The sequence below is a fragment of the Bacteriovorax sp. HI3 genome, assembly GCF_059738875.1.
Genome location: NZ_AP026946.1, coordinates 3377643 through 3392696 on the forward strand (window position 1 = coordinate 3377643; position 15054 = coordinate 3392696).

The following is a 15054-nucleotide window of genomic DNA, read 5'->3' on the forward strand; positions in this document are numbered from 1 at the left end:
TAAACTCCTGAAAACTGTTGTGTGTCTAAGGACATTACAGTTTTCAGGATTTTTTTAAAGAGTTTGTGAAGTATTTACAGGCTTATTTACAAAGCTCCAGGCAATCTAATCCAAATGGGTCACTTTTACAGAAGTTTAAGCACGTCTGAAAGGCCTCATCCACGCAACTAGCATAGCCTCTTTTAAACTTCGGCCAGTATTCAACCAGGCAATCCTCTACCGAGTTGCTCTGAGATGTTTTGCAATAATCCAGCTGGCTTTTTAGATTCTTAATTGGTGTTGTACATTTACTTCCATCAATTCCACACGTCACAACTGTTTGTGTGTTGGCCTGGATAGTGATCGTTTCTCCCACTCCCAAATTCACCACACCGGCAAATAAAGATGTCGTGAAAAATGTGAAAAATAAAACTGCGAATGTTTTCATAAATACCTCTCTAAAGAAATCTTAGCGAGGATGCTGCTGCCTTGTCTATGTTCAATTCCTGCTCAAAGACTCAAAAAGCCCTTCTATTGGAAGATGATATTGATCATCTAGGACTTGCACGTTACCGGGCGCGATAATTTTGAGCATTTGATTGTCTTCCAATCTAAACATGTCACGCAAAAACTCTTGCACCGTAGAAGTCAGAACAAGCGGTGAAACTTCGCCTTCCACTGAAATTTTTCCTGCTGCAAAACAATCTTCCAGATGCCCCAATGGCAAATGCCCAGTCAGGCTCCAAAGCATCAGGAGCAAAGGCAGCTCTAAGTACCTATACTCTTCTTCTTTAAACTTTTTTCCTTCAACTTCGCCTTCTATACATAAAACAAAACGCTTTAACGGGAACTTGAGCTTCCTCTCTCGCGAGAGATAAATAAATTTTTCTTTCACTCCTCGGGAATGTTTTCCTAACCCTACTATTTCGATGCCGGGAATCCCATTTGAAGCGTAGCCAAAGATATCCACCGGACACAAAACTCCGCCGTACGGGTAAATGCTTTTCGTTCTCATGTTCATAAAAATCTCCTGCGCTCCCCCTTGCAAAAGAAGCTCAGGCAGATCATTCTTAATTACCAAAATTTAATAGAAAAAATGCCTGAAAAAATCAATTTTTGAAAGGCGTGGGATTTAAGGAATACGCTATGAGTTCGCAAAAAGACGTGAGAATTGAACATGACCTTCTAGGAGACCTGGCGGTGCCAGCGGATGCTTATTATGGGATTCACACTCAACGTGCGATTGAAAACTTTAAGATTTCTGACAGCCAGATTGGTCACAACCACATCATGGTTAAGTCTTTAGCGATTACTAAAAAGGCCTGTGCTTTAGCAAACGGTGAAATCGGAACCATCGATGCAAAGATTGCAGAAATCATCGCGCGTGCTTGTGATGAGATTATTATTCACGGCCGCTGCATGGATCAGTTTCCTTCAGATATCTACCAAGGTGGTGCCGGAACTTCAGTTAACATGAACGCCAATGAAGTCATCGCTAACCTGGCCCTTGAACTTTTAGGTGAGAAAAAAGGAAGCTACCACATCATTCACCCGAATGATCACGTCAATAAATGCCAGTCGACAAACGATGCTTATCCAACGGCTTTCAGGATTGCCCTTTATAGACATATCACTCTCTTGATTGAAGCACTCGAGTCTCTTTGCTCTTCATTTGCTCACAAAGCAGAAGAGTTTAAACCTATTTTAAAAATGGGTCGCACTCAACTTCAAGATGCAGTTCCCATGTCATTAGGGCAAGAGTTCAACGCTTATGCCACTCTCCTAAAAGAAGAAGTAAAACTGATCTCAAAACTAAAAGATTTAATTCTTGAAGTGAACTTAGGTGCCACTGCGATTGGTACTGGTATCAACGCTCCAGAGGGATACTCTAGAGTGGCCGTAAAAAAGCTGGCAGAAATCACAGGACTTGAATACACAGTTTCAGAAGATCTTATTGAAGCCACATCTGATTGTGGAGCTTACGTTATGATCTCTGGCGCTCTAAAAAGAACGGCCGTAAAACTCTCTAAAATCTGCAACGACCTTCGCCTGCTTTCAAGTGGCCCTCGTGCAGGATTAAAAGAAATCAATCTTCCAGAGCTACAAGCTGGATCAAGCATTATGCCTGCCAAGGTAAACCCAGTTATCCCGGAAGTCGTCAATCAGGTTTGTTTCAAAGTTATTGGAAACGACTTAACTGTTACCATGGCCTCAGAGGCAGGACAGCTCCAGTTAAACGTAATGGAGCCAGTGATTGCGTCTTCATTATTTGAATCAATCAACCTTTTAGAAAATGCTTCATACAATCTAAAATATAAATGTATCGATGGAATCACAGCTAACCCGGATATCTGTAAGAACAACGTTATGAACAGCATTGCTATCGTGACTTTCTTAGATCCGATTCTTGGACATGAAAAGTGTGACCTGATTGGAAAAGAGTGTGCGAAAACTGGTAAAACTGTCAGCGAAGTTGTTTTAGAAAACAAGCTTCTAACTCAAGAGCAGTTAGACCAGATTTTCTCTACAGAAAACATGTTAAATCCAAAATACATCGGGAAGAACTTTAAGCTACAAACGCTCTAGCTCTTCAATGACCTGGTTGGTCATATTAAACATTTGCTCAGTTGAAGGTTTAACTTCCAACTTCTTTGTCTGGGCACCTACCCACAGGTCTTCATTTTTACTTACATTGGCAGAGAGCTTTCCCTTTGTAGCTTGGACAACACCCTCGCAAACACAAAGATAAGCTTTCTTCTTTTCTTCATCCAGACTTACACCAAACTTGGTTCCGCGCACTCCAAAAGAAGCATACTTAGTTTTAATTTTAAATGTCTCATCTGGAGTGAGTTTTTTTACCAATGTATGAACTTGTCCTTTTAATAGATTAATCAGGCTTGTTTTTTCTGTCAGTTCTTCGATTTTTACAGTTGCTTCTGTAAATCTGACCATATGACCATTTTGAAATTTAACAACAATGTAATCTCCTTTTTTAGGGATTGTGATCGTCATTCCCTTGGCGACTTCTGCTCCGACAGAGATTTCCTCTTTATTAATAAAAGCATGGCCACTAACTTTTACGATATTAGCGATTGGAAGAAAACCACTAGCATAAATACTTACAGAAAAGCACAGTGAGCAAATTAAACTAAGGATCTTCATTGAAACTCTCTCCAATTTTTTTAGCGAAATAACAGTTAATATTTTTCTCCAGCATCGAGTAGTGGGCCACATCGAGCCTATTGGCGTAGATTTTCTTTAATTCATCACAGCCTTTTTTAGGGTCAAAACAATACTTTAAATCGCGCTCATCACACGACACAGAAATCATGACACTTTCACTGTGCTCACACTTAACCATCTTGGTTTTTTCATCAACGATTGCACGCGAGAGAGTTTTATCCAGCGGAAATTTATTAAGGCAAAAATCAATCGCCTGATAGACCTTCCCCATGCAATCAATCTCGCTCATGGACTTGGCTTCAATGAGTTCAAAATTTTTAGCGCCTAATTTCTCGCAGACTTCGCGGAAAGGGTATTCATCATAGCGGGCTTTGGAAGTTTCATGCTTTAAAACAGCAGCAAAACCGTTTAAGGAAAGAAGCAGAATACAAAATGTGATTATAGTCTTCATAGGGGAAATTATATCGCCAATTTCCCCTACGAAGAAAAAAAATTATCTTACGATTTCAATCTTGTCAGCAAGTGTTCCATCAGCGTTTCTTAAAACTTTGATAGTAATTGATTTTTTTACTTGGATTGGGTTCATCGCTTCAGCGTCGTCAAAACTGTCCTGAACGTAGTTAATAACGATAACGTCTTTTGCCAGGAAAACGATTCTCTTTACTTCATACATCATCTCATCAAGTTCAAATACTTTTGAATCCTGGTAACCTGTATTTAGAACTAAAATCATACGAGTTGCGTTCATCCCGTCACCAGCAAGGATCTCAACTACTTTCGCCTGAAGCTCTGATGTCACAGAGTATGTTTGTTGAACACCAATAACCAAATCCAGGATTTTTAGTTCTGAAGCATTTGAAGCTTCGATAGAATCGTTGGCGAATGAGACAGTTCCAAAAAGAAGAGTAAGGGCAAGGATGAATGATTTCATATTATGACTCCTAAAAAAATTTTTAGGCAAACTACCATAAATAAAAATCAGGTGTGGTTTTGTGAAGATTTTACAGCAAAAAAAAGGGCCATCCGAAGATGGCCCTTTTGTTTTGATACCTAAGTAAGATCGTAAAGCCTTTTAAAGACTATGACGGCCATAGCCCTCTAAGTTTCATAGCTTTTTCAAGACGTCTGATAGCTGCAACTAAAGCCGCTGACTTCATGTTACAGTTATACTCTTTTGAAACAGAGTAAACGTTCTCGAAAGCATCTTTCATAATTGAGTGAAGACGCTTGTTAACTTCGTCTAGATCCCAGAAGAATGACTGAAGACCTTGTACCCATTCAAAGTAAGATACGATTACCCCACCAGCGTTACATAGAACGTCTGGGATAAGGAATGCACCTTTTTCTGTTACGATATCGATCGCTTCTTTTGTTAAAGGTCCGTTAGCACCTTCAGCGATGATTTTTGCTTTTACGACGTGAGCGTTGTCTTTAGTGATAACACCGTCAATAGCAGCAGGGATAAGAACATCAACGTTAAGAGCGAATAGCTCGTCGTTTGTGATGTGTTTTGTTCCTGGCATACCTTTTAGAACTTTGTTTTCCTTTACCCATTTCTCACATTTTTCAATGTCCAGACCGTTTGGATCATAAACACCGCCTGAAACGTCAGACACAGCTACGATTTTTGCACCTTGAGCGCGAAGATCGTTAGCAGCAGGGATAGCAACTTTACCGAATCCGTGGATCGCTACAGTTGTGTTTTGGTTGATTGTCATACCGATCTTTTCAGCAGCGAAGTTTACACAGAATGCAACCCCTTTACCTGTAGATTCAGCACGTCCTTTAGAACCCCCAATTTCAATTGGCTTACCAGTAACGACTGCGCCGTCAGTGTATCCTTTGATTTGAGAGTATGTATCCATGAACCAACCCATAGTCTGTCCATCAGTTCCGATATCTGGAGCTGGGATGTCTACGTGAGGCCCGATGATCATGTTAATTTCTGTAGCGTAACGACGAGTTAGCGCTTGAAGCTCTTGACGAGAAAGTTGTGTTGGATCAACACAGATACCACCTTTTGCTCCACCGTATGGAAGACCAACAAGGGCACACTTAAATGTCATAAGCATCGCTAGACCTGCAGTTTCAGAAAGGTCTACACCTGGATGGTAACGAATCCCACCTTTACCTGGCCCTAGAGATAAGTTGTGCTGAACTCTGTATCCGATGAACGTTTTAACTGTTCCATCATCAAGACGAATAGGCACAGAAACTTGTAGTGCACGTTTTGGGTATTTTAATCTTTCAGCTACGTTTGGGTCTAGACCCATGATCTTTGCAGCGTCTTCAAGTTGCTTAATAGCGTCTTGAAAAAGAGCAGCGTCGAATAAACTCATTTAAGGACCTCCGATTCATAGAAATAAGTGCCCTCGAGTCTACTCTTGCTTCTATGAGATTGCCAGTGGTCCGAGTGAATTAAAGATTAAATGGGAAGCTAGCTGTCATTTCTAGCCTTGAGTCCGCGTCATTTCCTGATGTATTTGAAAGACGGGCCTTCACATTGTCAGTAATTTGCTGGTCAATGTAAGTTAGCATTTCAGAATCATTCACAGAGTACTCTGCTCCTGACGCCAAGCCTAAAGACTTGAACTCTTTGCGTGTAATTAATTTTGCTTTACCGTTGGCCCCAACTTGGGCCGAACAATCAACCCATGGGTTTTTTACTTCCATGATGGCCTTACCTTGAAGGACGCGGACCTTAAATTTAAAACCAAAGTTTTTAGAAACGTTTACTGAAGCATTTGGGCGAAGGTTTTTTTCAACCTTACTCATTCTGTGTAGAGTTGAGCCTTCATCAGCTTTCTTCATTTCACCTGATAATCTTTTATCAGCATAACGAAGGATTTTTTTACTGATATATTTTCCTTTTTGGGAAGCTGTCGGTGTTGTGTACAGACCAGTAGATTGTAGGTCCCAAAGACGAGCGTACTCTTCTGTTTTTTCCCAACCGTTCATTGAAGCCTTCATATCTTTCATAATTCCGGCATCATCTTCAGCGAACATATTATCGTTAGTAAAAAAACTTTCTTCATGTAATGGAACAGTCAGGACTTCTTCCTCAACGGCCGCTGGCTTTCTCGACATCTTATTAGTGTCGGCCGCATTTACTTGAAAAGCAGCAAAAGCGAACAATGCGCACAGTGAGTGTTTAAAAGTTAAACACCTGTGTAAGTTCTTCAAAGTTGCTGTTGTCATAGTTTTCATAAGGTTGAGCCTCTTTTAATGTTTCTTACCATTAATTATCGCAAGGCCTGTGCCAAAAGAGATGAATGGGTAAATTGTATCTGATTGAGGGGTAATCTATTGAAAAGAGATTTATTCGAGGGATGGCCGACAATTTTGCTCCCATAGAACTGTCTAAAATTTGGTCAGTTCTATGGGATATAATGGTTTAAGACTTAGAAGAAGCTATCGGCCTTTACACCGCAAATCTTCGCACCTGACTTATCTTTGAGATCCTTAATATAGCTGTTTTCGATTTTCTGGAAGCTTAAGCTCTTGTCACAGTAGTTCTTTTTAAACTCAGAAAAGTTGGCCTTATTAGCAGATGGTTTAAAGTAGTCGAGCTTATTGTTGTCGCAAGTAAGCTTCTGGCAAACTCTCGGCATCTTCCCTTCTAATCCTGGATCGTAAACTTCCTGTAAAAGAGTACAGTGGCGAACCAGGTTACGTAGCTGTCCTTCCGCAACCGGGTCATTGACGACACCTTTATCTTTACCTGAAACAAACTTCACCTGAGTTTCGAATTCTTTAAACTGCTTTTCTAGGCGGTCTTCAAATTTCTTTCTCGCCAGCATCGCCATTCCATTTTTGTATTTATTGAAACGGGCCATCGCTCTACTTGATTCATCTTGGACTGAGCCTTCGTCTTTAACTGCCATCAGTTGTTCGATCGTGCGCGCGATACTCTTTTGTTTGATGTTTTCCAGTTTTGTTCCTGGAGTTGTCCTAACGATGAACATTGAGAGATCAAGTTCAACTGTCGGGTCTTTGCTACTAAAAAATTCCACGATCTCGCCTAAAAGCTGGCTTCCCATCTTTCCGGTTGGGTCATTGGCCGGGTCATAGTTTTGATAGTCTTTCATTTTACCAATGAACTTATTAATCTTGGCCTGCTCTCTTGATTGCTGCATTTTTGGAAGAGACTTTACTCTTTCGCGCAATTCCTCTTCATTAGAAACAGCGTATTTCGACAGGTCTTCAATATGATCTAAAACAGCTGATTCCAGCTCCGGCGAAATAGAAGGAGTTGATGCAACTCCAGGCATTCCCGGCATAGTATTCATTCCTGGTGCATTCATCATGTTAATGTTCATACCTGGCTTCGAGCTTGAAGGAATAGAGTCCGTTACTTTTTTAATGTCGCGGTACTTTTGAATCAACGATAATAAATCTGAACTCACCGGAATGCTCTGGCATCCAGGATTTGGTGTAGCGATTTCAACCGGCTTATCTTCACAGTACATTTTTTGTTGAACGTTAAAATATAAACACGCATTTTGTTCAAAAGTTTCTTCGCTTAAAATCTCTTCCATTAGAGCAGTCGCTTTCTGGGCATCGCTCGGGAAAAGTTTATCTAATAGATTTGATACCAGGTCGGCACCAAAACCGGCCACGGCACCCCAAGGCCCAACAACTGAAAGCGCTTTCGTTTTTAAGAAAGTGTTCATTGTCACCTTAAAGAGATCCTGCGACTTAAATCCACAGTCTTCTTGATTAGCGATGGCCTGGTTAAGAATTTGTTCAAGTCCCGCCAGTCCTTTATTGATTTGTTTTTGCACGGCCTGAGGAGCAATGCTCTCACGGCAAATCATCTGGTTTTCTTCCACCATACTTTCGTATTTTTTAGAAATACACTCTCTTCTTTCTTCCAGAGTCATCTCTTTAGTTTCTGTCTCTGTTGTCGTGTATGGATAAGTGTATGTAGACCCCGTTGTTCCCGTGGCCGATGAATCAGTAAGACAACTTGAAAAAGGATTTGTCGATCCCTGGGTCATCTTTTTTTCAGCATAATAATAAGCAAGGTTTCTCTGTCCAATGAGTTCTACGTTTTTTGAGTAACATTTCACGCTGGCAGTTGAAACACCCATTCCCGCATAAGGATTGTTAGAATCTGATCCATTAAGCATCGTTTCTAACATCGACAGCTGGTTTCTCCCCATGGCATCGGCCATTGCATCCTGCTTTAATGAACATTTAGGATTTTTAGAAGCTGTACTTAAAAAACTCTTCAAGTCAGACAGTAAGTCTGCCTCGTCAGTATTCATTGACGTTAAAAGCGGACACTTCGCATTCACTTTAACATTTTTATACTGAACACCACTTCCACTTAAACCATTATCAAAAACAGGAACTGATTGGTTGTTGTCGCCCTGAAACTGGTAACTGCCCATTCCCCCGCCAATACCACCACCCATACCAACGCCTAGGCCAGGATAAGCACCACCACCGCCGTAACCATAAAAGAAGTTAGGGAAATCTTCAGCTCGAAGAGTGGGAGAAAGAAGAGAAAAAATTAAAATGAAAGCAGATATTTTCATAGGTTTTCTCCTACTAGTTCTTTGACTGCTTCAAGTTTTCCTTCGTCACCATACCAAGCAAACGAGATCAAGTCATAAGAGCCTTTGGCAAAATGGACTGGATAAATAATCTGATAGCTATTCTTATCTTGTTTTACCATCTTAATCAGGCAGACATCCTGACCTTTGATTTTCATATTCTGAGCTGAACCTTGCATTGATTCTTTGTAGAACTTGTTGGCGGCAGCACATTTATCACTCACTAGTGATTGTTTTTTATAATGGGATTCCTGATGTGTTTCTTTTTGAACGACAACTTTTAATTCTTTGTCTTTTTTGTTTTCAAAAATATGCGGAGTGATTGATCTCAACTCTTTGATGTATTGATACTTCCAGTTTTGATCACTAAATTTCAGCGATAATCCCTGCTCGTATTTTACAGTTTTAATTTCTGCGCGAACTGAGTATGTCAGCGCTAAAAGAAACAACATTAAGACGGATTTCATTAGACTCTCCTACCTACAGAAAACTATTAGCTTTTCGGAGGAGAAACGAGGGAACTTTATTTAGAAAAAGACATAAAAAAAGGGGGCCGAAACCCCCTGATATTGTTTTGATTATTGATCCATCATCTCTTTAGTTTCTTCAACTAAAGTTCTTAGAAGTTCTTGAGTTTTTTTATCAAGATTTAAATCTTTCGTTTTAGATGACATCGCTTTTAAGAAAGCATTGGCACTCACACCTTTTGGTAGAGCTGCTTTAAGCGGAGTTTTCTTTCCAGCTTTTACTAATCCACCTGCATTGATAATGCGAGCAAGCTCAGCTCTCTTAGTGATGTCTCCAGCCAGGATCTTTTTTTCTACATCAGATTTTAGTGATCCTTTTGGAAGAGCATCCCACTCAAGAAGAACGTATTTTTCAATGTCGTATCTCTTAGCAGCTTCTTTAATAAACTTTGGCATCTTCGCGATAAGCAGTGAACGGTGAACTTCTGACTTAGAAATCCCAAGCGCCGCCTGGATTTTTCTCTCACTTGCTTCAGTCGCAATTTGATAGTTCAGGATACCGTCAGCTTTATCAACGTAGTGAAGTTCTTCGCGGGCCGAGTTCTCAGAGAACTGGATCGCCATTAACTCTTCTTCTGTCTTGTTTTCAAGAACAAAACATGGAGCTGAAACGGCCTTGTTGAAAGTAAGAGCGCGGTAACGTCTCTCACCACAAATCAGTCTGTAACGGCCGTTTTTGTCCTGGTGAAGAACCAGTGGTTGAATAAGACCGTTTAGTTCAATGTTTTTAGCTAAATCTTTGATTGAATCGTCGTTAAACTTAGTTCTTACCTGTTCTTTAACAACAATTTCCTTCATCTGGATTTCAGTAAGCTTAGCTCCCTGAAGTAGACGATCATCTGATACTTTAAATATTTCGCGACCTACTTTTTCTGCCAGGTCGATGGTGTTTCTTTCTTTTTTAGATACACGCGCAGCAAATGTCTTAGACATATATAATTCTCCACATCCTTATGTAAATTAACTGTCAATCAATTATAAATTTAATGATTTCCAAAGTTCTTCGTAGTCACGACGGCCGGCAGACTTCGCTCCCATAACACAAACTGGTCTTCTTGTAGAGATCGACTCTTGAAGCTGAACCATGTTTCTTACCATTGGAGTGATGTTGAACGATTGTGACAACTCTTCCATTCTGGCCTGCTCGATTTTTCTTCTCGGGTTAACCATAGATGGAATAATAGAAAACTCTAAAGATGGGTTTTCTGTTTCTTTGATGATTTCAAATGTGTCCATTAACTCTTCCAGACCGTCGATTGAATAATCTTGTGCCTGAGTAGGGATAAGAACGCGGTTTGAAGCCACTAAAGACATGATCAACTCATCTCCAAGCATTGGTGGAGTGTCGATGATTACATAATCAAAATCAAGATTCGCATCCTGAAGTCTCTTTCTAAGTAGACGCTCTTTTCTTCCCGCTTCTTTTCTAATCTCACCTTCTGAAAGGATCAGAAGCTTTGAAAGGTTAGAAAGGTGGCGGCTGGCAGGGATCAGTCTGATATTTTTGTACAGCTTGCCTGACATTTCCGGCTTCACGATTACGTCGTTAATACCAACGTCACCGATTAACCATTCTGGAACTAATGTTCTTTGAATTTGCACCCCAAAAGTCGAACTTAGGTTTGCTTGTGAATCGAGGTCAATAACTAGAACTTTATGACCTTTATTAGCTAGGTAACAAGATAACTGATAGCATTGCATTGTCTTACCAACGCCACCCTTGTTATTACCGATTGTGATAACTTCCATGAATCACTCCTGTTTTTTATACTCATTTAAAAGTTTGTTGGACTTGAAATGAGTTGTCAAAGAAAAAATGCCCCTATCAAAAATTGTAGGGGCGATAAAAATTAACCTGCTTTTAAAAAACCACCGTTGGGTATATCGTAAATAGACAAACTTTTTATCGAGAAAAAAATGAAATCAATCTCACTCGCTTCTTCTCTCGTCGCTCTTTTGCTTGCTGGATGTGCGAGCACTTCGGGAACTCAAAAAGCGCAATCAATTTCTAGTTTCACTCTTTATAATATGCCCAACTCTCCGGTGATCGGAACGACGATGTCGGGACAAAAAATCAAACTAGGTGGCTTTTCAGGGCTGGTCTTTGATCACGAACAAGAAGGCTCACTTTATTTCCAGACTGTCACTGACAGGGGGCCCAATGGTGAACCAGAAGGCACAGACAGACCTTTTTTGCTTCCAGAATACAGCCCGACGATTGTTGTCTTAAAGGCCACAAAAGAAACAAAAGAACTTACTGTCGCCGCTGAAATCAAACTTAAAAAGAAAGATGGCGCTCCTTTAACAGGACTTCCAAACAGCAGACTTGAAGAAAACCCAACGGACGTTTTTGGTCTTTATTACTCAGTTGATCCACAAGGTTTGGACACGGAAGGGATCACAACTGATGGTGAGGGCGGATGGTGGCTTTCTGATGAGTACGCCCCTTCTCTGGTTCACTTCAATGTTGAAGGCAAAATGACCAGACGTTTGACGCCAGGCCAAGAGTTGCCAAGAATGTATAGTGAAAGAAAACCAAACCGCGGATTTGAAGCCGTGGCCCGTGTGGGGACTAAACTTTACGGATTCCTGCAAAGCCCACTTCCAAAAGAAACTTCTAAAGATGGTGAGTTTTCAAGAATCGTGGAAGTTGACCTTGAAACGATGAAAACCTCGGCCGAATACTTCTACCTTTTTGCCAAAGGCAACGACAAAATCGGCGATGCCATCGCGCTTGATGCTAAAAACTTTCTGGTTTTAGAACAAAATGGAAAAGTGGGAGAACAAAGCCAAAAGTACATCTACAAGATCACTTTGGGTGAATCAGACCAGATGGTGAAAAAAACCATGATTGCTGATTTAAAGACAACTCCGTTTAACAACTTTGAAAAGATTGAAGGCCTAGCGTTAATTGATAACAAAAGACTGGCGCTGGTTTATGACAATGATTTTCAAATTGCCGGGAAATCAAACCACACAACTGGCCTGACTCCCCTTAACGAAAGTACAAACCAGTTGTTGGTTTTAGAATTCAAAGAAAGCCTGCTTGATTCAAGCCTCTAAATTATTTTTTTAGTAGATCGCGAATTTCAGATAAAAGCTTAACTTCATCAGACGGGCCTGCCGGCGCCGCTGGTGGTTCTGCTTTTTTAAGTTTTTGAAGCTGATTGACCAGAATGAAAACTGAAAATGAAACGATTAAAAAACTCACCACTGTGTTGGCAAAAGTCCCATACTTAATTAAAACAGCACCGGCCGCATTGGCATCAGCAAGAGTCGCGTAAGGTCCAGGTGCTTTCGCTCCTTCTTTGACGACTAAAAACAGGTTAGAAAAATCCACGTTTCCTAGAAGTGCTCCGATTGGTGGCATGATGATGTCATCAACCAGGGATTTTACGATTGTCCCGAAAGCCGCCCCGATAATGACCCCTACCGCCAAATCAACCACGTTTCCTTTGACCGCAAATTCTTTAAACTCTTTTAACATAATCTTATCCTCAACCAATTATTAGTTATTTATTTAGAGATTGCATCAAAAGCTATTGATGGGCAAGCACCTATTTCACTAGACATTTTTGGGTGTATGAGGGATTTACAGGGGGTCTATTTTTTAACCATTTTTAACAGTGAGGTTATAGATGAAATGTCTCGTTTTCCTTCTATCTGCAATGCTTATGACATCAGCATTTGCTGCTGATTTTACCAATGAATCTGAAGCAGGGATCGCCGTTGCTAACGGTAACACTAAGTCTCAGACGTATAACTTAAAACAAGAAAACGCCCTAAAATTTGACGCGAACGTTTTAAAGTTCAAAGCTCGTTTCCTAAACACGTACAGCAACAACGATGAAAGCGCGCGTTATATCCTGGGAAGCCTTCGTTACGAGCGCGAACTTAGCGATAGATTCTCTCTGTTTGTTGAAGAAGGATTAGAAAGCGACAAATTTGCGGGCTACGAACTTCGCCACAACAATGACATCGGTGGAAAGTACAACATCTACAAAGTTGAAAACTTTTACTGGTTTGTTGAAGCCGGTTACCGCTACGTGAATGAGAAGCTAAACAACGGCTCTCACGTCTATAAAAATTCTTTAAGAGCTTATACAGAAACAGAAAAAAAATGGACTGAAACTGTTTCAACAAAATACTTCCTTGAATACATTCCAAACCTTAAGGAAAGTAAAGATTACCAAATCAATACAGAACTTTCAGTTTCTGCCGCTCTTTCAACTATGTTTTCAATTAAGACAGCATTCCTGCTAAGATATGATCATCTACCAGCACCAGGAACAGCGACTAAAACAGACACCCTTTTAACAACTGCTTTAGTAGCGAAATTCTAATTACAGGATTAATCATGATTAAAGAAATCGACGTACAAGAATTAAAAAGCAAATTAGATAACAAAGAAAACTTCGTTTTCATCGACTGCCGCGAGCAAGAAGAATGGAATGAAGCGCACATTGAAGGCGCGACACTTATCCCTCTTTCTGCTTTCCAGGAAAAATACGAAGCTGTGTTAACAGACAAAAATGCCACTATTGTTGTTCAATGTAGAAGCGGAAAAAGAAGTATGAACGCTTGCATGTTCCTTCTTTCAAAAGGCTACAGTGACCTGAACAATCTTGAAGGTGGAATCATGGCATGGCAGGAAGCTGGATTCCCAACGAAGGCATAAGGATAGAAAGCAATGTTAGATTTATTTTCTGAAGAGCAAGAAGACAGCTACAAACCAACCATCACGGAAGCCGAGCTTTCAGATGCTGACGTTTTAGTTGAACTAAGAAAGCTTAAAGAAGAATTAAAAGACAAAGTTGTGGTGCTTGGTCACCACTACCAACAAGACGACGTCATCGAGTTCGCCGACATCACTGGTGACTCGCTTCAACTAGCGCGTGAAGCTGCTAAACTAGATAAAGAATACATCATTTTCTGTGGTGTACACTTTATGGCCGAAACAGCGGACATGCTGACGTCAAAAAACCAGAAAGTCATCCTTCCCGATTTAAAAGCGGGATGCTCAATGGCCGACATGGCAAGAAGATCTGAAATCGACCGCGCATGGAACTTCATCCAGAAGTCGACGAAAGAAAAAGTTGTCCCAGTAACGTACATCAACTGTGCGGCGACACTGAAAGCTTTCGTAGGCGATAACGGCGGAAGTATCTGTACGTCATCAAATGCAGAAAAAATTATCTCATGGGCGCTTTCTCAAGGTGAGAAGCTGCTTTTCTTCCCAGACCAGCACTTAGGGCGCAACACTTGTTTTAAAATGGGAATCCCACTAGAAGATATGGTGATCTACAACCCGAACATGCTTAACGGTGGATTAACAAGTGAACAAATCGACAAAGCAAAAGTCATCCTATGGTACGGCTTCTGCTCTGTTCACCAGGGATTCACTAAAGATCAAGTTCTGGCGATTAAGAAAAAAGACCCGGAAATGACAGTTATCGTTCACCCTGAGTGTCCATTTGATGTTGTGGCAGCAAGCGATGATAACGGGTCAACTTCGTACATCATCGATAAAATCGCCAAGTCTCCAGCAGGAAGTAAGTTCGCTGTAGGAACCGAGATCAACCTGATTAACCGCCTGGCCGCTCAATTTCCCGATAAAAAAATTGTTTCGCTATCGCCTTATCAATGTCTTTGCACAACTATGTACCGCGTAAGACCGCGTTGGTTACTTGCCAGTTTCCGTGCGATCAAAGAGAATAAGCCGATAAATATTATTAGTGTACCAGAAGATATCGCGCACTCTTCTATGAAGGCGCTCGATAGAATGCTCGCTATTAAATAAAAGA

At 40.7% G+C, this 15054-nt stretch carries 17 protein-coding genes; 5 read left to right on the top strand and 12 right to left on the bottom strand.

The features are described 5' to 3' along the window. Nucleotides 1-82: 82 nt before the first annotated feature. Together AC6JA8_RS16725 and AC6JA8_RS16730 are read right to left on the bottom strand one after the other, a co-directional pair. On the bottom strand, nucleotides 83-427 hold the full coding sequence (locus tag AC6JA8_RS16725; RefSeq protein WP_497974818.1) for a hypothetical protein: 345 nt from the start codon (nucleotides 425-427) through the stop codon (nucleotides 83-85). A gap of 51 nt (nucleotides 428-478) precedes the next feature. After that, entirely contained in the window at nucleotides 479-1000 is a 522-nt protein-coding gene (locus AC6JA8_RS16730; RefSeq protein WP_102244953.1) for a hypothetical protein, read from the bottom strand. Between the two features lie 125 nt (nucleotides 1001-1125). Here AC6JA8_RS16730 and aspA point away from each other — a divergent pair, with 125 nt between their 5' ends. After that, a complete protein-coding gene (gene aspA, locus AC6JA8_RS16735) occupies nucleotides 1126-2565 on the top strand; it encodes an aspartate ammonia-lyase (protein WP_497974819.1) in 1440 nt (479 codons plus the stop codon). Here the strand turns inward: aspA and AC6JA8_RS16740 are convergent. The 9 genes from AC6JA8_RS16740 to AC6JA8_RS16780 all read right to left on the bottom strand — a co-directional run bounded on the left by AC6JA8_RS16740 (nucleotide 2551) and on the right by AC6JA8_RS16780 (nucleotide 10999). After that, complete coding sequence (locus AC6JA8_RS16740; protein ID WP_497974820.1) at nucleotides 2551-3141, bottom strand: FecR domain-containing protein; 591 nt, start codon at nucleotides 3139-3141, stop codon at nucleotides 2551-2553. The two genes, aspA and AC6JA8_RS16740, sit on opposite strands and share 15 nt — an antisense overlap. Beyond that, nucleotides 3128-3613, bottom strand: coding sequence for a hypothetical protein (locus tag AC6JA8_RS16745; protein ID WP_497974821.1), 486 nt, complete (start codon nucleotides 3611-3613; stop codon nucleotides 3128-3130). The genes AC6JA8_RS16740 and AC6JA8_RS16745 overlap by 14 nt, the downstream gene beginning before the upstream one ends. 42 nt (nucleotides 3614-3655) lie before the next feature. After that, on the bottom strand, nucleotides 3656-4093 hold the full coding sequence (locus AC6JA8_RS16750; RefSeq protein ID WP_497974822.1) for a hypothetical protein: 438 nt from the start codon (nucleotides 4091-4093) through the stop codon (nucleotides 3656-3658). Between the two features lie 148 nt (nucleotides 4094-4241). After that, on the bottom strand, nucleotides 4242-5501 hold the full coding sequence (locus AC6JA8_RS16755; protein WP_497974823.1) for a Glu/Leu/Phe/Val family dehydrogenase: 1260 nt from the start codon (nucleotides 5499-5501) through the stop codon (nucleotides 4242-4244). A 79-nt stretch (nucleotides 5502-5580) separates the two neighbouring features. Then, nucleotides 5581-6369: a hypothetical protein gene (locus AC6JA8_RS16760; protein ID WP_497974824.1), complete on the bottom strand. Its 789-nt coding sequence runs from the start codon at nucleotides 6367-6369 to the stop codon at nucleotides 5581-5583. 194 nt (nucleotides 6370-6563) lie between these two features. Next, the gene (locus tag AC6JA8_RS16765) at nucleotides 6564-8705 is read right to left on the bottom strand and encodes a hypothetical protein (protein WP_497974825.1); all 2142 of its coding nucleotides are present in this window, start codon (nucleotides 8703-8705) and stop codon (nucleotides 6564-6566) included. Next, entirely contained in the window at nucleotides 8702-9190 is a 489-nt protein-coding gene (locus AC6JA8_RS16770; protein WP_497974826.1) for a hypothetical protein, read from the bottom strand. Before AC6JA8_RS16770 ends, AC6JA8_RS16765 begins: the two co-directional genes overlap by 4 nt. A gap of 111 nt (nucleotides 9191-9301) precedes the next feature. Then, nucleotides 9302-10183 carry a ParB/RepB/Spo0J family partition protein gene (locus tag AC6JA8_RS16775; protein WP_102244962.1) on the bottom strand — a complete coding sequence of 294 codons (882 nt, stop codon included), beginning with the start codon at nucleotides 10181-10183 and terminating at the stop codon, nucleotides 9302-9304. A gap of 42 nt (nucleotides 10184-10225) precedes the next feature. Further along, the gene (locus AC6JA8_RS16780; RefSeq protein WP_102244963.1) at nucleotides 10226-10999 is read right to left on the bottom strand and encodes a ParA family protein; all 774 of its coding nucleotides are present in this window, start codon (nucleotides 10997-10999) and stop codon (nucleotides 10226-10228) included. Between the two features lie 168 nt (nucleotides 11000-11167). Here AC6JA8_RS16780 and AC6JA8_RS16785 point away from each other — a divergent pair, with 168 nt between their 5' ends. Then, a complete protein-coding gene (locus AC6JA8_RS16785; protein WP_497974827.1) occupies nucleotides 11168-12313 on the top strand; it encodes an esterase-like activity of phytase family protein in 1146 nt (381 codons plus the stop codon). A gap of 1 nt (nucleotide 12314) precedes the next feature. Here AC6JA8_RS16785 and mscL read toward each other — a convergent pair whose 3' ends face one another. Then, nucleotides 12315-12737 (bottom strand): large conductance mechanosensitive channel protein MscL, encoded by a 423-nt coding sequence (mscL, locus tag AC6JA8_RS16790; protein ID WP_497974828.1) that lies wholly within the window; start codon nucleotides 12735-12737, stop codon nucleotides 12315-12317. Between the two features lie 151 nt (nucleotides 12738-12888). Between mscL and AC6JA8_RS16795 the strand changes: the two genes are divergently transcribed. Genes AC6JA8_RS16795 through nadA form a run of 3 tightly spaced genes read left to right on the top strand, consistent with a single transcriptional unit; the run spans nucleotide 12889 to nucleotide 15050 of the window. Continuing rightward, nucleotides 12889-13593 (top strand): DUF481 domain-containing protein, encoded by a 705-nt coding sequence (locus tag AC6JA8_RS16795; protein WP_497974829.1) that lies wholly within the window; start codon nucleotides 12889-12891, stop codon nucleotides 13591-13593. A gap of 14 nt (nucleotides 13594-13607) precedes the next feature. Further along, a complete protein-coding gene (locus tag AC6JA8_RS16800) occupies nucleotides 13608-13928 on the top strand; it encodes a rhodanese-like domain-containing protein (RefSeq protein WP_497974830.1) in 321 nt (106 codons plus the stop codon). A gap of 12 nt (nucleotides 13929-13940) precedes the next feature. Further along, nucleotides 13941-15050: a quinolinate synthase NadA gene (gene nadA / locus AC6JA8_RS16805; protein WP_497974831.1), complete on the top strand. Its 1110-nt coding sequence runs from the start codon at nucleotides 13941-13943 to the stop codon at nucleotides 15048-15050. Nucleotides 15051-15054: the final 4 nt, after the last annotated feature.